Annotated in this window: 19 protein-coding genes; 10 read left to right on the top strand and 9 right to left on the bottom strand. The window is 66.9% G+C overall.

Translation table 11 applies throughout. From position 1 onward, the window contains the following. Positions 1-19 precede the first annotated feature (19 nt). The 4 genes from sufS to sufU all read left to right on the top strand — a co-directional run bounded on the left by sufS (position 20) and on the right by sufU (position 4,161). Positions 20-1,297: a bifunctional cysteine desulfurase/selenocysteine lyase SufS gene (gene sufS / locus RJT37_RS05775; RefSeq protein WP_313688555.1), complete on the top strand. Its 1,278-nt coding sequence runs from the start codon at positions 20-22 to the stop codon at positions 1,295-1,297. Positions 1,298-1,413: 116 nt separating this feature from the next. After that, a complete protein-coding gene (locus tag RJT37_RS05780; protein WP_313688556.1) occupies positions 1,414-2,961 on the top strand; it encodes a TrkH family potassium uptake protein in 1,548 nt (515 codons plus the stop codon). 145 nt (positions 2,962-3,106) lie between these two features. Next, a complete protein-coding gene (locus RJT37_RS05785; RefSeq protein ID WP_313688558.1) occupies positions 3,107-3,694 on the top strand; it encodes a mechanosensitive ion channel family protein in 588 nt (195 codons plus the stop codon). A gap of 44 nt (positions 3,695-3,738) precedes the next feature. Next, a complete protein-coding gene (gene sufU / locus RJT37_RS05790; protein ID WP_313688560.1) occupies positions 3,739-4,161 on the top strand; it encodes a Fe-S cluster assembly sulfur transfer protein SufU in 423 nt (140 codons plus the stop codon). A gap of 22 nt (positions 4,162-4,183) precedes the next feature. Here the strand turns inward: sufU and RJT37_RS05795 are convergent, their stop codons facing one another. The 3 genes from RJT37_RS05795 to RJT37_RS05805 form a co-directional block, all read right to left on the bottom strand. Next, positions 4,184-4,429 (bottom strand): hypothetical protein, encoded by a 246-nt coding sequence (locus tag RJT37_RS05795; protein WP_313688562.1) that lies wholly within the window; start codon positions 4,427-4,429, stop codon positions 4,184-4,186. Positions 4,430-4,644: 215 nt separating this feature from the next. Then, positions 4,645-5,841 carry an RNA 3'-terminal phosphate cyclase gene (gene rtcA, locus RJT37_RS05800; RefSeq protein WP_313688564.1) on the bottom strand — a complete coding sequence of 399 codons (1,197 nt, stop codon included), beginning with the start codon at positions 5,839-5,841 and terminating at the stop codon, positions 4,645-4,647. Positions 5,842-5,878: 37 nt separating this feature from the next. Beyond that, the gene (locus RJT37_RS05805; protein WP_311173169.1) at positions 5,879-6,331 is read right to left on the bottom strand and encodes a universal stress protein; all 453 of its coding nucleotides are present in this window, start codon (positions 6,329-6,331) and stop codon (positions 5,879-5,881) included. A gap of 166 nt (positions 6,332-6,497) precedes the next feature. Here RJT37_RS05805 and RJT37_RS05810 point away from each other — a divergent pair, with 166 nt between their 5' ends. Both RJT37_RS05810 and RJT37_RS05815 read left to right on the top strand, forming a co-directional pair. Continuing rightward, complete coding sequence (locus RJT37_RS05810; protein ID WP_313688566.1) at positions 6,498-7,646, top strand: outer membrane protein assembly factor BamB family protein; 1,149 nt, start codon at positions 6,498-6,500, stop codon at positions 7,644-7,646. A 114-nt stretch (positions 7,647-7,760) separates the two neighbouring features. Then, the gene (locus RJT37_RS05815) at positions 7,761-8,138 is read left to right on the top strand and encodes a YccF domain-containing protein (RefSeq protein WP_313688568.1); all 378 of its coding nucleotides are present in this window, start codon (positions 7,761-7,763) and stop codon (positions 8,136-8,138) included. A 132-nt stretch (positions 8,139-8,270) separates the two neighbouring features. Here RJT37_RS05815 and RJT37_RS05820 read toward each other — a convergent pair whose 3' ends face one another. After that, entirely contained in the window at positions 8,271-8,792 is a 522-nt protein-coding gene (locus RJT37_RS05820; RefSeq protein ID WP_313688569.1) for an archaemetzincin family Zn-dependent metalloprotease, read from the bottom strand. Positions 8,793-8,831: 39 nt separating this feature from the next. On the opposite strand from RJT37_RS05820, the gene RJT37_RS05825 reads away from it, so the two are divergent. Further along, complete coding sequence (locus RJT37_RS05825) at positions 8,832-9,260, top strand: UPF0146 family protein (RefSeq protein WP_313688571.1); 429 nt, start codon at positions 8,832-8,834, stop codon at positions 9,258-9,260. 150 nt (positions 9,261-9,410) lie between these two features. Here the strand turns inward: RJT37_RS05825 and RJT37_RS05830 are convergent, their stop codons facing one another. From RJT37_RS05830 to RJT37_RS05845, 4 genes are all read right to left on the bottom strand, one after another. Next, positions 9,411-9,884 (bottom strand): Hsp20/alpha crystallin family protein, encoded by a 474-nt coding sequence (locus tag RJT37_RS05830; protein ID WP_313688573.1) that lies wholly within the window; start codon positions 9,882-9,884, stop codon positions 9,411-9,413. Positions 9,885-9,976: 92 nt separating this feature from the next. Beyond that, positions 9,977-10,783 (bottom strand): prephenate dehydratase, encoded by an 807-nt coding sequence (gene pheA / locus RJT37_RS05835; protein WP_313688575.1) that lies wholly within the window; start codon positions 10,781-10,783, stop codon positions 9,977-9,979. Positions 10,784-10,865: 82 nt separating this feature from the next. After that, positions 10,866-11,432 (bottom strand): metal-dependent hydrolase, encoded by a 567-nt coding sequence (locus RJT37_RS05840; protein ID WP_313688577.1) that lies wholly within the window; start codon positions 11,430-11,432, stop codon positions 10,866-10,868. Positions 11,433-11,497: 65 nt separating this feature from the next. Further along, positions 11,498-12,013, bottom strand: a complete 516-nt coding sequence (locus tag RJT37_RS05845) for a CinA family protein (RefSeq protein WP_313688578.1) — start codon at positions 12,011-12,013, stop codon at positions 11,498-11,500. Between the two features lie 163 nt (positions 12,014-12,176). Here RJT37_RS05845 and RJT37_RS05850 point away from each other — a divergent pair, with 163 nt between their 5' ends. Together RJT37_RS05850 and RJT37_RS05855 are read left to right on the top strand one after the other, a co-directional pair. After that, positions 12,177-13,340, top strand: coding sequence for a pyridoxal phosphate-dependent aminotransferase (locus RJT37_RS05850; protein WP_313688580.1), 1,164 nt, complete (start codon positions 12,177-12,179; stop codon positions 13,338-13,340). An 84-nt stretch (positions 13,341-13,424) separates the two neighbouring features. After that, on the top strand, positions 13,425-14,750 hold the full coding sequence (locus RJT37_RS05855; RefSeq protein WP_313688582.1) for an ArsA family ATPase: 1,326 nt from the start codon (positions 13,425-13,427) through the stop codon (positions 14,748-14,750). A gap of 44 nt (positions 14,751-14,794) precedes the next feature. On the opposite strand, the gene RJT37_RS05860 is transcribed toward RJT37_RS05855, so the two are convergent. Next, positions 14,795-15,694 (bottom strand): SDR family oxidoreductase, encoded by a 900-nt coding sequence (locus RJT37_RS05860; protein WP_313688583.1) that lies wholly within the window; start codon positions 15,692-15,694, stop codon positions 14,795-14,797. Positions 15,695-15,812: 118 nt separating this feature from the next. Between RJT37_RS05860 and malQ the strand changes: the two genes are divergently transcribed. Then, entirely contained in the window at positions 15,813-17,321 is a 1,509-nt protein-coding gene (gene malQ, locus RJT37_RS05865; RefSeq protein WP_313688584.1) for a 4-alpha-glucanotransferase, read from the top strand. Positions 17,322-17,416: the final 95 nt, after the last annotated feature.

Below are 17,416 nucleotides of genomic sequence, written 5' to 3' on the forward strand. Positions count from 1 at the left end.
GGGCCGTTATACGGTCCTAATGGGAACCCAGGAAACCTATCCGATCGACGTCGCGGGCATCCGCGAGGACTTTCCGATCCTCGACCGGCAGGTCGGCGGCGACATCGAGACGCCGGGTGAAACGGCCGACGACACCCACCCGCTCGTCTACCTCGACAACGCGGCGACGAGCCAGACGCCGAAAGCCGTCGTCGAGTCGCTCGTCGACTACTACTACGGCTACAACTCGAACGTCCACCGGGGGATCCACCACCTGAGCCAGGAAGCCTCGGTCGCCTACGAGAAGGCACACGACCGGGTCGCCGAGTTCATCGGCGCCGCGGGCCGCGAGGAGATCATCTTCACGAAGAACACGACCGAGTCGATGAACCTCGTCGCCTACGCGTGGGGCCTCGCGGAACTCGGCCCCGGCGATACGGTCGTGCTGACCGAGATGGAACACCACGCCTCGCTTGTCACCTGGCAGCAGATCGCCAAGAAGACAGGTGCCAGCGTCGAGTACATCCGCATCGACGAGGAGGGCCGCCTCGATATGGATCACGCGGCGGAACTGATCGACGACTCGACCGCGATGGTGTCTGTCGTCCACGTCTCGAACACCCTCGGGACGGTCGTCCCAGCGTCCGAACTCGCGGATCTGGCCCACGACCACGGCGCGTACATCTTCGTCGACGGCGCGCAGTCGGTCCCGACACGACCGGTCGACGTCGCTGACATCGACGCCGACTTCTTCGCCTTCTCCGGGCACAAGATGCTCGGCCCGACCGGGATCGGCGTCCTCTACGGGAAGGAACACCTGCTCGAGGAGATGCAGCCGTACCTCTACGGCGGCGAGATGATCAGAAGCGTCACCTACGAGGACTCGACGTGGGAGGATCTCCCGTGGAAGTTCGAGGCGGGCACGCCCGTCATCGCGCAGGGCATCGGGCTCCACGCTGCGATCGACTACCTCGACGAGGTCGGGATGGACCGCGTGCAGGCTCACGAGGAACTGCTCGCGGAGTACGCCTACGACCGACTGACCGACTTCGACGACGTCGAGATCTATGGCCCGCCGGGCGACGAACGCGGCGGCCTCGTCGCGTTCAACCTCGAGGGTGTCCACGCCCACGACCTCTCCAGCATCCTCAACGACCACGGCGTCGCGATCCGCGCCGGCGACCACTGCACCCAGCCGCTGCACGACAAACTCGGCGTGCCGGCCTCGACCCGCGCGTCGTTCTATATCTACAACACGAAAGACGAAATCGACGCGCTCGTCGACGCCGTCGACGACGCGCGGCAGCTGTTCGCCTGACGCGGCTCGGCGGCGTTCCGTCGGTTCCGTTTCTCGGTTCGTGCCGCCGGCTTCGGATATCCCGTGGGGTGCTCCCGAAACGGCCATTTGTCCCCGCCTGGGATCTAGGGTAGCTGATGGTTCAGACGCTGAGCACGTACGTCGATTACAGAGTGAGCATCGCTCACATCGGAACGGTGCTCAAATATCTCGGCGTGACGCCGCTGTTTCCGTTCGTCTTGGCGATCTACTACGCCGAAGATCCGCTTCCGTTCGTGGTTACGAGCGCCGTGATGGTCGGCGTTGGTGCACTCGTCGAACGGATCCGAACCGACGGGGAACTGGGAAACCGGGAGGCGTTCCTCCTCGTCAGTCTCGCGTGGCTGGTGGTGCCGCTGGCGGGGACAGTCCCGTATCTCGTCGCGGGCTCCGGCACCGTCGCGACCCCGATCAACGCGCTGTTCGAGAGTATGAGCGGCTTCACGACGACCGGTGCAACCGTCCTCGGCGAGATCTCGATCGAGCAGCACGGCCACGCGATGCTGATGTGGCGACAGCTCACCCAGTGGCTCGGCGGGATGGGGATTCTCGTGTTGATGGTCGCGATCCTCCCGCAACTCTCCGTCGGGGGCGCCCAGATCATCAACCAGGAGTCGCCGGGGCTCTCGATGGAGAAACTGACGCCCCGAATCCAGGAGACCGCACGCGCGCTGTGGGGGATCTACGCCGGCCTCACTGTCGTCGCTGCCATCGTCTACTACGGGCTCCACGTGAGCGGGGCAGCGCCCAATATGGACCTCTACAACGCGGTCGCACACGCCCTCACGACGTTGCCCACGGGCGGCTTCTCACCGGAGGCCCGGAGCGTCGAGGCGTTCGCCCCGGTCGTTCAGTGGGCGATTATGCCCTTTATGATCGTTGCAGGGACGAATTTCGCGCTGTTCTGGTACGTGCTTCGGGGTCAGCCCCGCCGGCTGCTCCGTGACACCGAATTTCGGGGCTATCTCCTCGCTATCGCCGGCGTCGGCGCCGTGATCTCAGCGGTGCTCTTCTTGGGTATCGGACTCGCCGGGATGCCCCCGAACGTCGGTCTCATTCCGGGCAACGTCGAGGACGCGCTCCGACAGGGGCTCTTTCAGACCGTCGCTATCGTGACCACGACCGGATACGCAAGTATGGACTTCAACACGTGGGACGCCTCCGCCCAGACGATCCTCCTTTTCGCGTACTTTCTCGGCGGTTCGGCGGGATCCGCCGCCGGTTCCATCAAGCTCATTCGATGGGTGCTCGTGCAGAAATCCATCAGCCGTGCCCTGTTCACCTCCGTCCATCCCGAGGCGATCAAACCGATCCGGCTGCGACAGGGCGTCGTCGAGGAGGAGACGGTCCGGGACGTGTTCGTGTTCGTGGTGGTCTTCCTGCTCTTGTTCGTCGTCTCGACGGCCCTTCTCTTTCTCGATAGCTTCCGCACCCCCGAACTCACGCTGACCGGTCTCGAAGCGATGAGCGTCGCGATCGCGACACTCGGGAACGTCGGTCCCGGATTCGGCCCCGTCGGACCGATGGACAGCTTCCTGCCGTTTTCCGACGCGGCGAAACTCTATATGATCTTCCTGATGTGGATCGGTCGGCTCGAGATCCTCTCGGTGCTCGTCATCTTCACGCCGGCGTTCTGGCAGCGGTGACAGCACCAGTGCTCCGCGCCGCCGGAGTGGCAAATTCGACACGGCGTTCCATCTATCGGCCCCGCCAGCCGCGGCTGTCTGCTTCTCCGGAAGCCGCATCGACGACCGTACTTATTAGTGGCTAACCCGTCTCTCACCGCCACCGATGCCCACCCTCGCCCGGTTTCTCGTGACTACGATCGAGCGAACGATCAACGAGTTCGCCGCGGGGCTGCAGACGGCCGCGCCGAAGGTCCTGACCGGCCTCGTCTTCCTCGCGATCGTGTACGTGGGGATCCGGCTGCTCACTGCTGTGCTCCGTCGAACGCTCGAAACCGTCTATCCCGTCCAACAGCGGCTTGTGGTCGACCTCACGGTGACGATTGCGAGCGTCTTCCTCTGGTTCGGGGCGGCGCTGACACTGCTGAAAATCTTCGGGATGGGCGAGATCGCCGCCAGCCTCGGCACCGCTGCCGGGTTCATCGCGCTCGGCATCTCCTATGCGCTCTCGAATATGATCGCCGACACCGTCGCCGGGGTGTATCTCCTCCGGGACCCCGACTTCAACCCCGGCGACGAGGTGAAGGCCGATCCCGTCACCGGTACCGTCGAGGCGATCGAACTGCGGAAGACGCGCTTCCGGAACGCCGAGGGCGACACGGTCGTCGTCGCCAACCGCGACGTCGAGAAGAAGTGGACGAAGCTGACAGGGAGCGACGACGCCGACGCGCCCGGAGACAGCGGCGATACGTAAGCAGCGGAACTCTTTTGCGCCAAAGCGCCCTACTTCCGACAACAATGGGAATGGGCTCGGATATGTATCGGCAGCAGATCCTGGATCACTACAAGAACCCCCGGAACAAGGGCGAGATGGCGGATCCGGACTTCTCACACACCGGGGAGAATCCCTCCTGCGGCGACACGATAACGATGAACGTCAGCCTCGAAGACGACGGGGAGACGATCGAGTACGTGACGTTCACCGGCGACGGGTGTGCGATCAGTCAGGCCTCCGCGAGTATGCTCTCGGAGCGACTCCAGGGGACGACGCTGTCGGAACTGGACGCGATGGGGACCGACGATATCACCGAGATGCTCGGCGTCGACATCTCGCCGATGCGGATCAAATGCGCCGTGCTCGCCCGGCAGGTGGCACAGGACGGGGCTGCGATTCATACCGGGGACGTCGAGATCGACCGGACGACGACCGAAGAAGACTGACCTGCTGTGTCGCGGTCCTCGGTTACTGTTCTTCGCCGTCGAGCAGGAGTTGCTCGACCGGCGATCGGCCGAACTGGTAGACGCGGACGTCCGAGAACAAAAGCAGCGCCCCCAGGACGACCCAGAGGCTGCCGACGGCCGCGGCCCATCCCCAGCCGGTGAACACGCCGACGAGGCCGTGCAGTGCCCAGATTCCGACGCCGAGGGCGATGAGGAGCGCGCCGGCGGGAACGCTCGTCTCAGCGTACGACGATTCGTTCGTCTGCATACCTGACAGTAGTACGAACTTATAATTAAAATCACCGCTCTAATTATCATATTTGAATTTTGAGCTATTAACTGAGAGAGATCTCCGCTGGGGACAGTCGACGAAAGCGAAGTCTCCGCAGTATAGGGACAGTCGACGAAAGCGAAGTCTCCGCAGGATAGAGACAGTGGACGGACGCCGACGGTTCTCCCGGCTGAAAACGAGTCCGAGCGGGGCTATCTGGGCGCCGAAAGCGTCGCGGGGCCGTCGCCGGAGCGATCCTGGATCGCCACGTCGTACCCGAACGATCGGACGAGTGCGACGTTGGTCCGGACGTGGTCGGTGACGCGTGGGATCTTGCTTTCCCCGCCGGCGAGCGCAAGCCACACGACGAGCTGATCACCGAGATGTTCGTCGACCGGCGCGTCGGTTCGGTGCCACGCTGCCGCGGCGTCGACGGCCTCCGCGGCGACGTCTTCGGCGGGCACACCGCGCTCGCCGTGAGCAACGAAGCCTGCCCGTGGGCGCGCTCGGAACGCATCATCCTTCGCCGCCATCTCGGAGGGCCTCCCGGCATCGCCCTCGCCGACGAGTGTGATGACCGCACCGGTGGAGTCGGACTCGACGTATCTCGCTGTCGCATTCTGGGTTGTCTCGTCGAATCGCTCGCGCTCCGAAAGCAGCGACAGGGCGGTCTCGGCCATCCGGTCGGCGACGTCGCTGTCTTCGAGGTCCCGGGTGGCGACTGCCCGAGCGGAGAGCCGGGAGACTGCCGGCCGGCCACCCGCGACAGTGGTTGGTCTCTCCGGGAGCAGGATCGGCGACAGCGTCGACGGACGAATGTCGAGAGCGAGTTCGCCGCCGCCGGCGGGATAGAACCCGCGTCGGTTCACCGAGACCGTGGCCTCGAGGCCGCAGGTCCGGAGCAGCGGAAGTTTGACGTGCCGGAGGTAGTCCGTCGACGGCGACCACTTCACGTCCGTGCCGCCGCCGAGTCGGAGGCGTATCGGCGCCGCGAGCCGCCCGGCGAGCGGGAGCACCGTATCGGCGATCAGCGTGACGCTGCCGGCGGTGCCGACGTCGACGGCGATCGGTTCCGGCAGGTCGTCGTCCATCGCCGACACTGTCGGCCCCGACCGGCCGCTCTGCAGGGTCTCGCCCTCGAAGTCGTCGGTGTCCGGTGTGATCGCTTCGTCGGCGTCCGTCCCCGGATCGAAGGTCAGCGTTTCGGCACCCTTCTCCGCGCCGTCGACGTCCGCGTCGACCAGCGACGCGAGGAGTTCGACGCAGGCGAGATGCTGGCGCTTTAGTCCAGGGTTCGGTCTGTTGGCCCGGACGTTCTCCATCCGGAACGGCTGCCCGTCGACGACCGAGAGCGAAAGCGCCGTACGGACGAGCTGTCCGCCGCCGTCGGTCCCGTCGAGTTCGAGCATCAGTGCCGTCTCACGGGACGGCCGGATCGGTCGGGTGTCACTTCACTACTGTCACTGGAACGCTCGCGTGTTGGACGAGGCCCTTCGCGACGCTGCCGACCATCCCCTCGACGCGCCCCGACAGCCCGCGGTGGCCGACGAAGATCGACTCGACTGCCTCCGCTGCGGCGTAGTCGGCGACGCTGTCGACCGGATCGCCGTAGAGGAGTGTCGTCTCGACGGCGACGTCCGCCGCCTCGACTCGTTCTCGGGCGTCCGCCAGAACCTCCTCGCCCCGCTCTTCGGCCACCTCGACGTTCTCCGTGTAGATCCGCTCTCCCACCTCGGCGTTCGTCGGCGCTTCCTCGCCCGTCCCCTCGACGAGGACGCGTGGCTCGACGGCGTACGCAACGATCAGGGACGCGCCTGTCTGTCCCGCGAGGTCGATCGCGTATGCCAACGCGTCGTCACTCGCCTCCGATCCGTCGACGGCGACAAGATACTGGCTCATAGGTGCGCCTACGGTCGGCACTCGTTTATATTGTTGGCTGCCATCCGGTTCCGCAGTCCCTCGAATGTCCACCGCCGGCCGCCACCGCGGTTCCACGGCCTCTCGAACACGAATACAAACCGCTACAGTCATGGTCGTGGGGCTTGATGTTCTCGTAACGACATCTATGACGGAGCCCGGAACGCTTCGCTGGCGCTTCGAGGTCCAGACGGCGGACCGCTCCGCCCCGCTCGGACGGGGCGGCGTCCCGTCTGTCGAGGCGGTGCAGGGGACCGTCTGCGTCCGCGGTCGGGATCTCTACGCCCTGGAGGCGGTAACCGGGAAGCCAAGATGGCGGCTGGACACGAGAGATCAGTTCGTTGCGATGCAAGTCGACGACGGGACGGTCTACGCCGCCGAGGCCGACAGCCTGCTCGCGGTCGCGATCGATTCCGGGACGAAGCGGTGGGAGGCGTCGGTGCCGCCGGAGTCCGTGCTGGCGACGGACGGGAACACGATCTACGCCGGGGGCGGGTCCTATCCGGACGAGCGCGTCGCGGCGATCGACGCCGACACCGGTATCGAAAAGTGGAGCGTCCCCACGGTCGACGTCCCCGCCGCGCTCGGGGTGGCCGACGGGACGCTCTACGTTGGGACCGCGGATCTGACGACGACGCTGGAGCGGAAAGATCTGTGCGCGGTCGACACGGCAACCGGCACCCAGCGGTGGGAGTTCGAGGCCCACGACGTCAGAGACATAGTACTGGGCGGGGATGTTGCCCTGGTTGCCGAGAGGGGGTACGACCCGACTCTCTGCGTGGTGAACAGAATGACCGGGACCGAGGCCTGGCGGCTCGACGACGAGGACGTGGCCGACACTGACGGGTCGGTCGGCCGCGTCGCGGCGGACGCTGAGACGGCGTATCTCGCCTTTCACCCGGACGACACGGCCGGGGGCCGTCACTGGGTGTGCGCCGTGACGGCGGCCACCGGCCGCTTCCGGTGGCAGTTCGAGACCCCGGAGCCGGTTCGCTCGCTCACGGTCGCAGGCGGCCGTCTGTACGTCGGGACCGAGGCGGGAACCCTATCTGTGGTCGACGCCGACACCGGCTCAGAGCGGTGGCGCTTCGAGGCCGACGATGCCGTCTCGTCGGTGACCGTCGGCGAAGACGCTGTCTACGTCGGAGCCGGCGAGAGCGTGTACGCGCTCGCTGCCGGGACGCCGTCCGACGGGACGACTGAGACGCGAGTGTACGGGAGCTGCCCGAACTGCGGGGCACGACCCCCCGGCGAAGACGCGGTGTACTGTCCCTCCTGCGGCGAGCGGCTGCCGTGAAAACAGGGCGTCGGGGAAGGGCTCAGGCATCTGAAGCAGGACCTGCTTGAGGCAGGTCGAACCGTGACTGAGACCGACGACAGGAGTATCCCGCCTCGGGATCTAACGCGACTGATGACACAACGGTCCCTCTTGGTTCGTGCCCTATGGTTCGTGTTCGTCGGCTGGTGGGCAACCCCCATCGTCGTCAACACCGCGTGGTTGCTCAACGTCACGGTCGTCCTGCTCCCGATCGGCATCAAGCTACTCAACCTCGTGCCGACGGTGCTCACCCTCGCGGAGCCGCGCTCGCTTTCGGAACCCGAGTCGGCGCGAGGGCAACGCTCGCTCGCCGTCCGAGCGGTCTACTTCGTCTTTGTCGGGTGGTGGCTGAGCCTGCTGTGGGCGAACGTGGCGTCGTTCCTCGCGATCACGGTCGTGGGGCTGCCGGTCGCGATTTGGATGTTCAACCGACTGCCGTACGTCACGTCGCTGTACCGATTTCACGGGTGATCCCGACGTCCCCGTCCTGTCGGCGGTGTCCACGGCGAACGCGAGTGGGACCATATTGATCCGACGAACAGTCGCTTCAAACAAGAATGCAGCCTGAGCAAACCGGACGCGGGCCGTAACGCTGAGCCCCGATCAGTAGAGCAACTGACTGCAGGTCCCGCAGAGGTTCTCCTCTTTGACGTCGACCTCCCGGACCGTCGGGGAGAAGGACATCACACACTTGCTGTTGTCGCAGTGCTCCAAGCCGAGGGTGTGGCCGATCTCGTGGACGACTTCCTTCCGGACGCGGTCGGCGAACACCTCCGATTGTGGCTTCGTGGTGATCCCGCCGTCGGAGGAGGTCTGCAGGCGGTGTGTGGAGATGACGGAGCCGTTGCCGTTCAGGTAGGCGAGCCCGAAGACGTAGTTCCGGCGGCGGTAGAAGAGATCCTGCGCCGTGATGCCGATGTTCTTCTCACCCGAGCCGACCCGGCTCGCCAGTTCGATGAACTGCTCGGCGCGGTACTGGTTGCGGCTCCGGTCGAACGCGCCGTCGGGGACCGACTGCTCCTCGTGGACCGTGACGTCGCAGTCGTAGACCCCCCGGAGTGCGGCCGACGCCTCGCGTTTGACCTGCCCGGGGAGATCCCCGATCGGCACGATGTCGACGAGCATAGCAGGGCTTAAGCAGGGTGGATTGATAAATATCCCGCCGTGAGGACTGCCCGTGAGGCCGCTCTTGTCTCCCGGTTTTCGGCGTACGGCGCTGCCGTCGAGATCGGGATCGGTCGCCGTCCGACGGTCGCCGCAGCGTTGGCCGACGCCGGCGTGACGGTCACCGCGACAGACGTCGTCGACCGCCGGGAGAGCGACGGCGTCGAGATCCCGTCGTCGGTGTCGTTCGTCTGCGATGACGTCGTGGCGGCGAGCGAGCGTGCCGACCCCGGCGCAGCCTACCACGCGGATCTCGTGTACGGGCTGAACCTTCCCCCGGAACTGCACCGGCCGACGCTCCGGGTGGCACGGGCCGTCGACGCCGACTTCCTGTTCACCACGCTCGGCTACGACGCGCCGACGGTGCCGTGTGCCAGCGAGTCGATCGCTGGCGGAGAGACGCTCTACGTGGCACGGGAGCGGTCTTGATCCTGATTACTCTCGTCTCTTACCCCCGAGCGCCGTAAAGGGGGGTCCTCGGCGGTAAACAGTGAGAGTACTCAGTCTGAGCCTTCGTTCGGGGTTGCCGCCCTTCCGATACGAAAAGAACCGTTTCCCGTCTCCACCCTGGATGGGTGTCTATTCGACGTCGATGCGCTGTGCGTCGTCGGCGTCGGCGGCCAGTTTGGGGAGTGTCACGGTGAGCACGCCGTTTCTGTAGGTCGCGCTCGCGTCGTCGGCCCGGACGTCTCCGGGGAGACGTACCGAGCGCCGGATCGAGTCGGTGTGGCGCTCGCGGCGGACGTAGTGGCCCACTTCGTCGTCACCGCCCGCTGTCTCCGCGATGTCGTCCCCGCTCGTTGTCTCGTCCCGGCTTGCCTCGATGGTCAGCACGCGATCCGCCACCGCGAGGTCGATATCGGACTTCTCGAAGCCCGGGACGTCGACGGCGACGACGAACGCCTCCGGCTCCTCGCGGAGGTCGATGGCCGTTCCGCGGCCGAACATCCGCGCGCCGTCGATCCCGTGGCTCATCTCCTCGAGCTGTCGGGTCATTCGCGCGAACAGGTCTTCGAACTCGAATTCGTCGAAATCAGGGGTGCGTCGCATCATTACGAGTACATAAACGCTGTCTGAGGAAATAAAGCCGTCAGGAGCCGTGATCGCAGATCGCACGCCTGCACTCCTCAAAACCGAACATTCGGTCAGTACAGCACGTGCCGTTTGTCGTAGGAGCCGAGGCGCTTCACCCAGCCGTCCTCGGCGATCTCCTCGATGTCGTCGAGGGCCGCCTGTGCGCGTTCCTCGTAGAGCCCCGCGTCGAAGTCGATGTGGAAGAGGTAGTCACCGAGGCGGTTCCCGCTCGGGCGGGATTCGATCCGCGAGAGGTTGATATCGCGCTCGGCGAAGGCTTCGAGCAGTTCGAGCAGGAGTCCCGGGTAGTTGGCGTTCGGGTAGACGACGATCGTCGACTTGCCGCCGCCCACCGAGCGCTCGTCGGCCGGTGCGACGACAAAAAAGCGCGTCGCGTTCGAGGAGCGATCCTGGATGTCTTCGGCGACGACAGTGAGGTCGTCGCCGGCGTTGTCCGGGTGGCCGATCCCCGCGACGGTGGCGTCCTCGCGGGCGTACTCGACTCCAGCGGCGGTGCTCGCGACGGCTTCCAGTTCGGCGTCCGGATACTCGCGTTCGAGGTACGACCGACACTGCGCGAGCGCCTGTGAGTGCGAGGCGACGGTGTCGAAGTTCGGCGACTGCGCGATGAGCGCGTGGCGGATCGGCGTGACGAGCTCTTCGACGACCGCGATCTCGGCGTCCGCGATGGCGTCGAGCGTCTCGGTGACGCTCCCCTCGATGCTGTTCTCGATGGGGACGACGCCGCGATCGAACTCCCCGCGGTCGACGGCGGCGACGATCGCCGAGACCGATTCCCGGAACGCGACGTCGTCGTCGACGGCGCGCGCGGCCCGATGTGAGTACGTCCCCGCGGGACCCAGCGTGACTACCTGCATAGCGCCGTGTACTGGAGGGGTTCACAAAAGCCCGTCGGGGACGGTGTGGCGGTCTGTCGTCGCCGCACGGTTCGGGAACGTGTCACATCCCAAACGTGGACCGGAACAGCCCCGCGGCCTGCGTCAGCGAGGTGTCGAGCGCGAAGACGTAGTTGTGCACGGCCGCGAGCACCGCCAGTTCCAGCGCCGTCACCAGGACCGTCACTCTGGTCGCCCACTCGCTGGACGTCGCCACGCCCGTCGGCACCTGGTACTCGGCCGACGACAGCGGGTAGAACAGCGCGATCCCGCGCTTGGAACCGACCATATCGAGGAGGTAGTGGGTTGCGACCCCGATCCAGACGAACTGGAGGTTGCCGAACAGATAGGGAAAAGCGATGAAGATTCCCAGTATCGGGAGGTTATGCAGCGTTTTCCGGTGACGACCGAACGCGGTGTCGATGTCGGGGGCCAGTGCCCCGAGCGTGACCGGCACCGACAGTGCGACGATGGTCCACGCGACGTCGGTGAGGACGGGGAGGACAGTGTCGACAGTGATGGTCCCGTCCGGCCCGGCAAACACCGGGCCCGCAGTCGGATCGATCGAGAGGATGACGCCCAGCCCGATCGCCAGGAGCGCCCCGTTGAGAATGTGCCCGTCTTTGTTCATCGACTGGGACTCGGTAAGCCGCCCCTACAAACGTTGTGCTCGGAGGCTCGTGTTCGTCCTGCGCTCTACTCCTGCGCTTCGACCGCTTCCAGCAGCGTATCCAGTGCCTGCCGGGCGATCTGTTCTTTGATCTGCGTCCGGGTCCCGTCGAACTCGTGGTGCTCGACGCGAGTGTAGGAGTCGCCCGTCCCCCACTCGCCGCGGTACGCGAGGCCGATGTAGACCGTGCCCACCGGCTTCTCGGCCGTCCCACCGTCCGGCCCGGCGATTCCGGTCGTCGCGATCCCCCAGTCGGTCCCGGCGGTGTCGCGGACGCCCGCGGCCATCTGCCCGGCGACCGACTCCGAGACCGCGCCGTGGTCGTCCAGCGCCTCCCGTGAGACGCCCAGCGCGGTCAGTTTCGCCTCGTAGGAGTACGTGACCAGCGACCGATCGAAGTACGTCGACGAGCCCGGAACGTCCGTGAGCAGCGAGCCGATCAGCCCGCCCGTACAGGATTCGGCGACAGCGATGGTCGCCTCTTCCCGGAGTGCGTCGCCGACGCGCTCTTCGACCGGCGGTTCTGATTGGAACTCTCGCATAGGTGGAAAGATGCGGGCCGCCGACAAAAGACCGTCTCCCGCGTCTCGCCCGACCGTGTGGTCGGCACTGTCTGTGTCGGAAGACCAGGGCCGTGCGCGTCGAAAGACCGAGTCCGCCCACGTCGAAAGACACACTTCCCCGGCGGCCGTCGCCGGGCACGAGATGAACGACAGCGGCGACAGCCGGCGCGGCACCGGTGACGATACTGGAGAGGCAGACGACGCCTACGACGAACCGCTCTTCCAGCGCGTCATCGGCTACGCCGCTGCCGCCGACCGCGACGTCGTCGATATGGTCTCCGGGCACCCGGACTGGGAACCGCCGGCGCCGCTCCGGGAGGGGCTCCGAGAGTACGCCGACAGCGATCCGCCGGAGTTCCAGTACCAGCCGAGCGAGGGACTCAGTGTGCTTCGGGAGTCGATCGCCGCCCGGCGGAACGTCGACGAGTCGCGACTCATCGTCACCAACGGCGCGGGCGAAGCCAACTACCTCGCGATGGCCCGAGCGATGGAGCGCGACGCCGGCGCGGAGTTCGTCGTGACCGACCCAGTCTACCCGTACTACCCGGCGCGGGCGCGGATGCTGGACGGAACGACGACTCGCGTGCCCGCCCGCGAGGACGGCCACCTCGACGTCCCGGCGATACGGGCGGCCGTCTCGGCCGACACTGCGGCGGTCGTGCTCAACAACCCGAACAACCCGACCGGGGCCGTCTACGACCCCGCAGCCGTCGAGGAGATTGCCGAGGTCACGGCGACCCACGACGCCCTGCTGATCGTCGACGAGGTGTACGACCACTTCGATTTCACCGGACGCTTCGAGAGCGCGCTCACCCTCGACCACGACCACGTCGTCGTCACCGCGTCGTTCTCGAAGTCGCTGGGGATCACGGGATTCCGCGTCGGCTACGCCGTCTTTCCCGATGATCTCGTCGAGGAGGCGGGGACGCGTCATATGCTCGTGAACCTGACTGGGAGTCGACCCGCGCAGGTCGCAGTCGCGAAGGCGCTGCAGGAGACGCCGCCGTCGTACTACGAATCGATCCGTACGACGCTCCGCGAACGGATCGACGACTTCACGACCGCGCTCGACGCCGCCGGCGCCGACTACACGACGCCCGAGGGCGCGTTTTACGTCCTCGCTCGCTTCGAGGGGTTCCCCGGGACGCTTTCGAACGTCGAGCGGCTGATCGACGAGGCGGGCGTGGCGGGGATGCCCGGCGAGGCGTTCGGCAGCGCCTACGACGAGTGGATCCGCTTTACGCTGTGTACCGACCGCACGACCGAGGCGGCCGATCGGCTCGCGGCCTACTTCGAGGACCGGTGAGCGGGATCCCGCCGCCGCCAGCGCACACGCTGTGACGGCCGCGACACCGAGAAGTACACAAGTCCCCATCTCGTCGTCCCGCGTATGTCGAACACCGACGCCGACGCTGTCGACGAAGAGCAGACCGCGGAGGGCGATCCGCCGGACGAGGACACCGAGGCGGACCACGACCACACGATCGACGTCGAGGTCGTCGAGGACGCCGGGGACCGCGAGGACACGACGGGCGAGGAGTCGGTCGAGCGCGTCGACGACGCGACGTCGCTCCCCGAGACGGTCGACGCGCCGGAGTACGTCCTCTACGGCGGCAAGGGCGGCGTCGGCAAGACCACGATGGCGGCCGCGACGGCTCTGGCCTCGGCGTCGGCCGGCACGGCCACGCTCGTCGTCTCGACGGATCCCGCACACTCGCTTTCTGATACGCTCGACGTGGACATCCCGGCCGAGCCGACCCGGATCCGCGAGACTATGCCGCTGTACGCCGCCGAGATCGATCCCGACGCGGCAGTCGGTCCGTTCGCTGGCGGTGGCGCTGGACCCGGCGGCGACGGGGCTGGCGGCGGCGGATTCGGCCCCGAAAGCGGCACTGGCGGCTTCGGTTCCGACACCGGCTTCGATCCTGACGCCGACGTGGACGAGAACCCCTTCGAGACTGGGGGCGGAACCGGTAACGCTGGTCCCGGCGGTGCTGGCGGCTCGCCGTTCGGCGACCTCGGCGGGATGGAGGAACTGCTCGGCGGCGGGATGGACCCCGGCTCGATGCCCGGGGCCGACGAGGCGGCGGCGATGCAGCAACTGCTCGAATACCTCGACGACCCGCGGTTCGACCGCGTCGTCGTCGACACCGCGCCGACGGGGCACACACTCCGGCTGCTCGAACTCCCGGAGCTGATGGACTCGATGCTCGGACGGATCGCGAAGCTCCGCCAGCAGTTCTCCGGGATGATGGAAGGCGTCAAGGGGATGTTCGGGATGGGCGGCGGCGACGACGCCGCCGCGCCGGACCTCGATGAACTCCGCGAGCGGATCGAGCGGCTCCGTCGGGTCCTCCGGGATCCCGCGAAGACCGACTTCCGCGTGGTGATGGTGCCCGAGGAGATGAGCGTCGTCGAGACCGAGCGGCTCGTCGACCGCCTCGACAACTACGGAATTCCCGTCGAGACCCTCGTCGTCAATCGAGTGATGGAGAATCTGGTCGACGTGACGAGCGCCGACGTCGACGATCGGTGGGTGGTATCGCCGGACCTGGAGCACTGTGAATTCTGCCAGCGACGCTGGGAGGTCCAGCAGAATGCCATCGGCCGCGCGACGGACCTGTTCCGCAGCCGCGACGTCAAGCGCGTGCCGCTTCTGGCCGAGGAGGTCCGTGGCGAGGCAGCGCTGCGTGTCGTCGCCGCGTGTCTGGAGTAGTCAGCCCCCGTCAGCGGACGTCCGGTCGGCAGAAATCCGGTCGATCAAAGTTTTCTGAGGTATCGGTAGGCGGTGTCGAGCCACCGCGAGGGCAGGTGTCGCGCCAGCACCGTAACCCGCGCGGCAGTCCCCGGCTGGTAGCGCGCCCGCGGCTTCGTCGAAGAGGCAGCGTCGACGATGTCCTCTGCGACGCGTTCCGGCGAGATGGCGCCGAGGCCGCCGCCGCCGATCAACTGCGTCTCCGAGAAGAGTTCGTAGAAGGACTCGTAGGCGCCGGAGCGCTCGACGCCGGGGATCTCCTCGTCGCTGGTCCTCGCGCTGCCGTCGCTCGATGCGCCGCCGTCAGCGCCGTTTTCGGCACCGTCGCCGTGGACCTCCTGCTTGACGCGATCGGTGAAGTTCGTCTCAACGGGCCCCGGTTCGACGATGGCGACGTCGACGCCGTACTCGTCGACCTCGTTTCTGAGCGCGTCGCTCATCGCCTCTAAGGCGAACTTCGAGCCCGCGTAGACGCCGCCGCCCGGGAACGAGAGCCGCCCGGCGGCACTGGAGACGTTGACGATCGTCCCGTCCTCCTGGGCCCGCATATGCGGCAGCACCGCCCGGATCAGTCTGTGGGGGCCGTAGACGTTCACGTCGAACTGCCGGTGGACCTGTTCGGTGGGGACGTCCTCGATCGGCCCCATCTGCCCGAATCCGGCGTTGTTGACGAGACAGGAGATGTGTCCCTCTTCGTCGACGATGCGGTCGACCACCCGCTCGACGTCGTCATCGTCGGTGACGTCGAGCGTCGCGATGCGACAGCCCCGTTCGCCGAGCGTCTCGATGTCGGCGGGGTTCCGGGCGGTCGCGTAGACGCACCAGTCTTCTTCGAGAAAGGCGAGGGCCGCAGCGCGACCGATGCCGGACGAACAGCCGGTGATGAGGACCGTCTTCGGATGCACGACTGCCGAGAGGGGCCGCGCGGTGTTAATTGTGGGCGTTTCGTCGCGGCGGCGGCCCTCTCGCGCGACAGGCCGGCCCGACCGCATCCTTAACGTAGCTCCCGCGGGAGGTGCGAGTATGCGATTCGATCGACGCAGTGGCGTCTTCCTCCACCTCACCTCCCTGCCCGGCCCCCACGGCATCGGCGACCTCGGCGAGGGCGCCCGGGCGTTCGTCGACTGGCTCGCGGCCGGCGAGCAGTCCTCCTGGCAGTTCTGTCCGCTGGGACCCACCGCCTCGGTCCACGGCGACTCCCCGTATCAGGCGTACTCCGCGTTCGCGGGAAACCCCCTGCTCGTGAGTCTGGACCGACTCGTCGACGCCGGCTATCTCGACGCGTCGGCGGCCGACACGGCACCGGGATCGGGGACCGATTCGACACCCGAGTTCTCCCCGCATCACGTCGACTACGACCACGTCCGCGAGTACAAGCTCCCGCGGCTCCGTGACGCGGCCGAACGCTTCCACGCCGACGCTGCCGACCCCGAGGCCTTCGAGGACTTCTGCGAGCGCGAGTCCGACTGGCTCGACGACTACACGCTGTTTATGGCGCTGCGGACGCGCCACGACGGTTCGTGGACGTCGTGGCCGGCGCCGATCCGCGGGCGCGACCCCGACGCGCTCGCGGCGGCCCGGGAGGACCTGGCCGACGAAGTCGCCTACCGGAAGTTCGTCCAGTTTACCTTCGACCGCCAGTGGCGCGACCTCCGGGCGTACGCCGACGAGCGCGGCGTCGATCTGGTCGGCGACCTCCCGATCTACGTCGCGCTCGACAGCGCCGACGTGTGGGCCAACCCCGAGGTCTTCGATCTGACCGACGACCTCGACCCAGCCGCAGTCGCCGGCGTGCCCCCGAACCCCGGCGACGACGGGCAGCGCTGGGGCAACCCCGTCTACGACTGGGAGACCCTGCGGGACGAGGGCTACGAGTGGTGGCTCGCACGGATCGAGCGCCTCCTCGAACTGGTCGACGTCACCCGCATCGACCACTTCAAGGGGTTCGACGAGTACTGGGCGATCCCTGCCGACGCCGATTCCCCGGCCGCGGGGGAGTGGCGCGACGCGCCCGGCCACGACTTCTTCGAGACCGTCGAAGCGCAGGTCGGCGAACTGCCGTTCATCGTCGAGGATCTCGGGTTCGTCGACCAGAGCCTGGTCGACCTCCGCGATCGGTTCGGCTTTCCCGAGATGCGCGTTCCGCATTACGCCGACTGGTGCCGCGAGGGCGACCGCTACCAGCCGATGCACTACCCCGAGAACAGCGTCGGCTACACGTCGACGCACGACACGAACACCATCGTCGGTTACTACGAGTCGCTCCCGCCGCGGCAGCGAGATTGTCTCGAATACAACATCGGCGCCGACGGCTCGGAGATCCACTGGTCGATGATCGAGGCCGTCTGGCGCTCCGACGCCGTCCTCGCGTTCACGACGGTGCAGGACGTCCTCGGCCTCGGGGAAGATGCGCGGTTCAACACGCCCGGTACCGCGACTGGCAACTGGACGTGGCGCTGCACTGCGGCGGCGTTCGACGACGACCTCGCGGAACGTCTCGCCCGCCTCACGGACGAGAACATCCGGAACTGACGGGATCGACGGCGTCGCGGTCCGTCTCCCGTTCCCCTGGCGTGCAACTGCTGTCACGCATCGAAATCGCCATCCCTCTCGCGTCCCTCCGGTGT

Source organism: Halobellus marinus (assembly GCF_032113415.1).
Classification (GTDB): Archaea; Halobacteriota; Halobacteria; order Halobacteriales; family Haloferacaceae; genus Haloquadratum; species Haloquadratum marinus.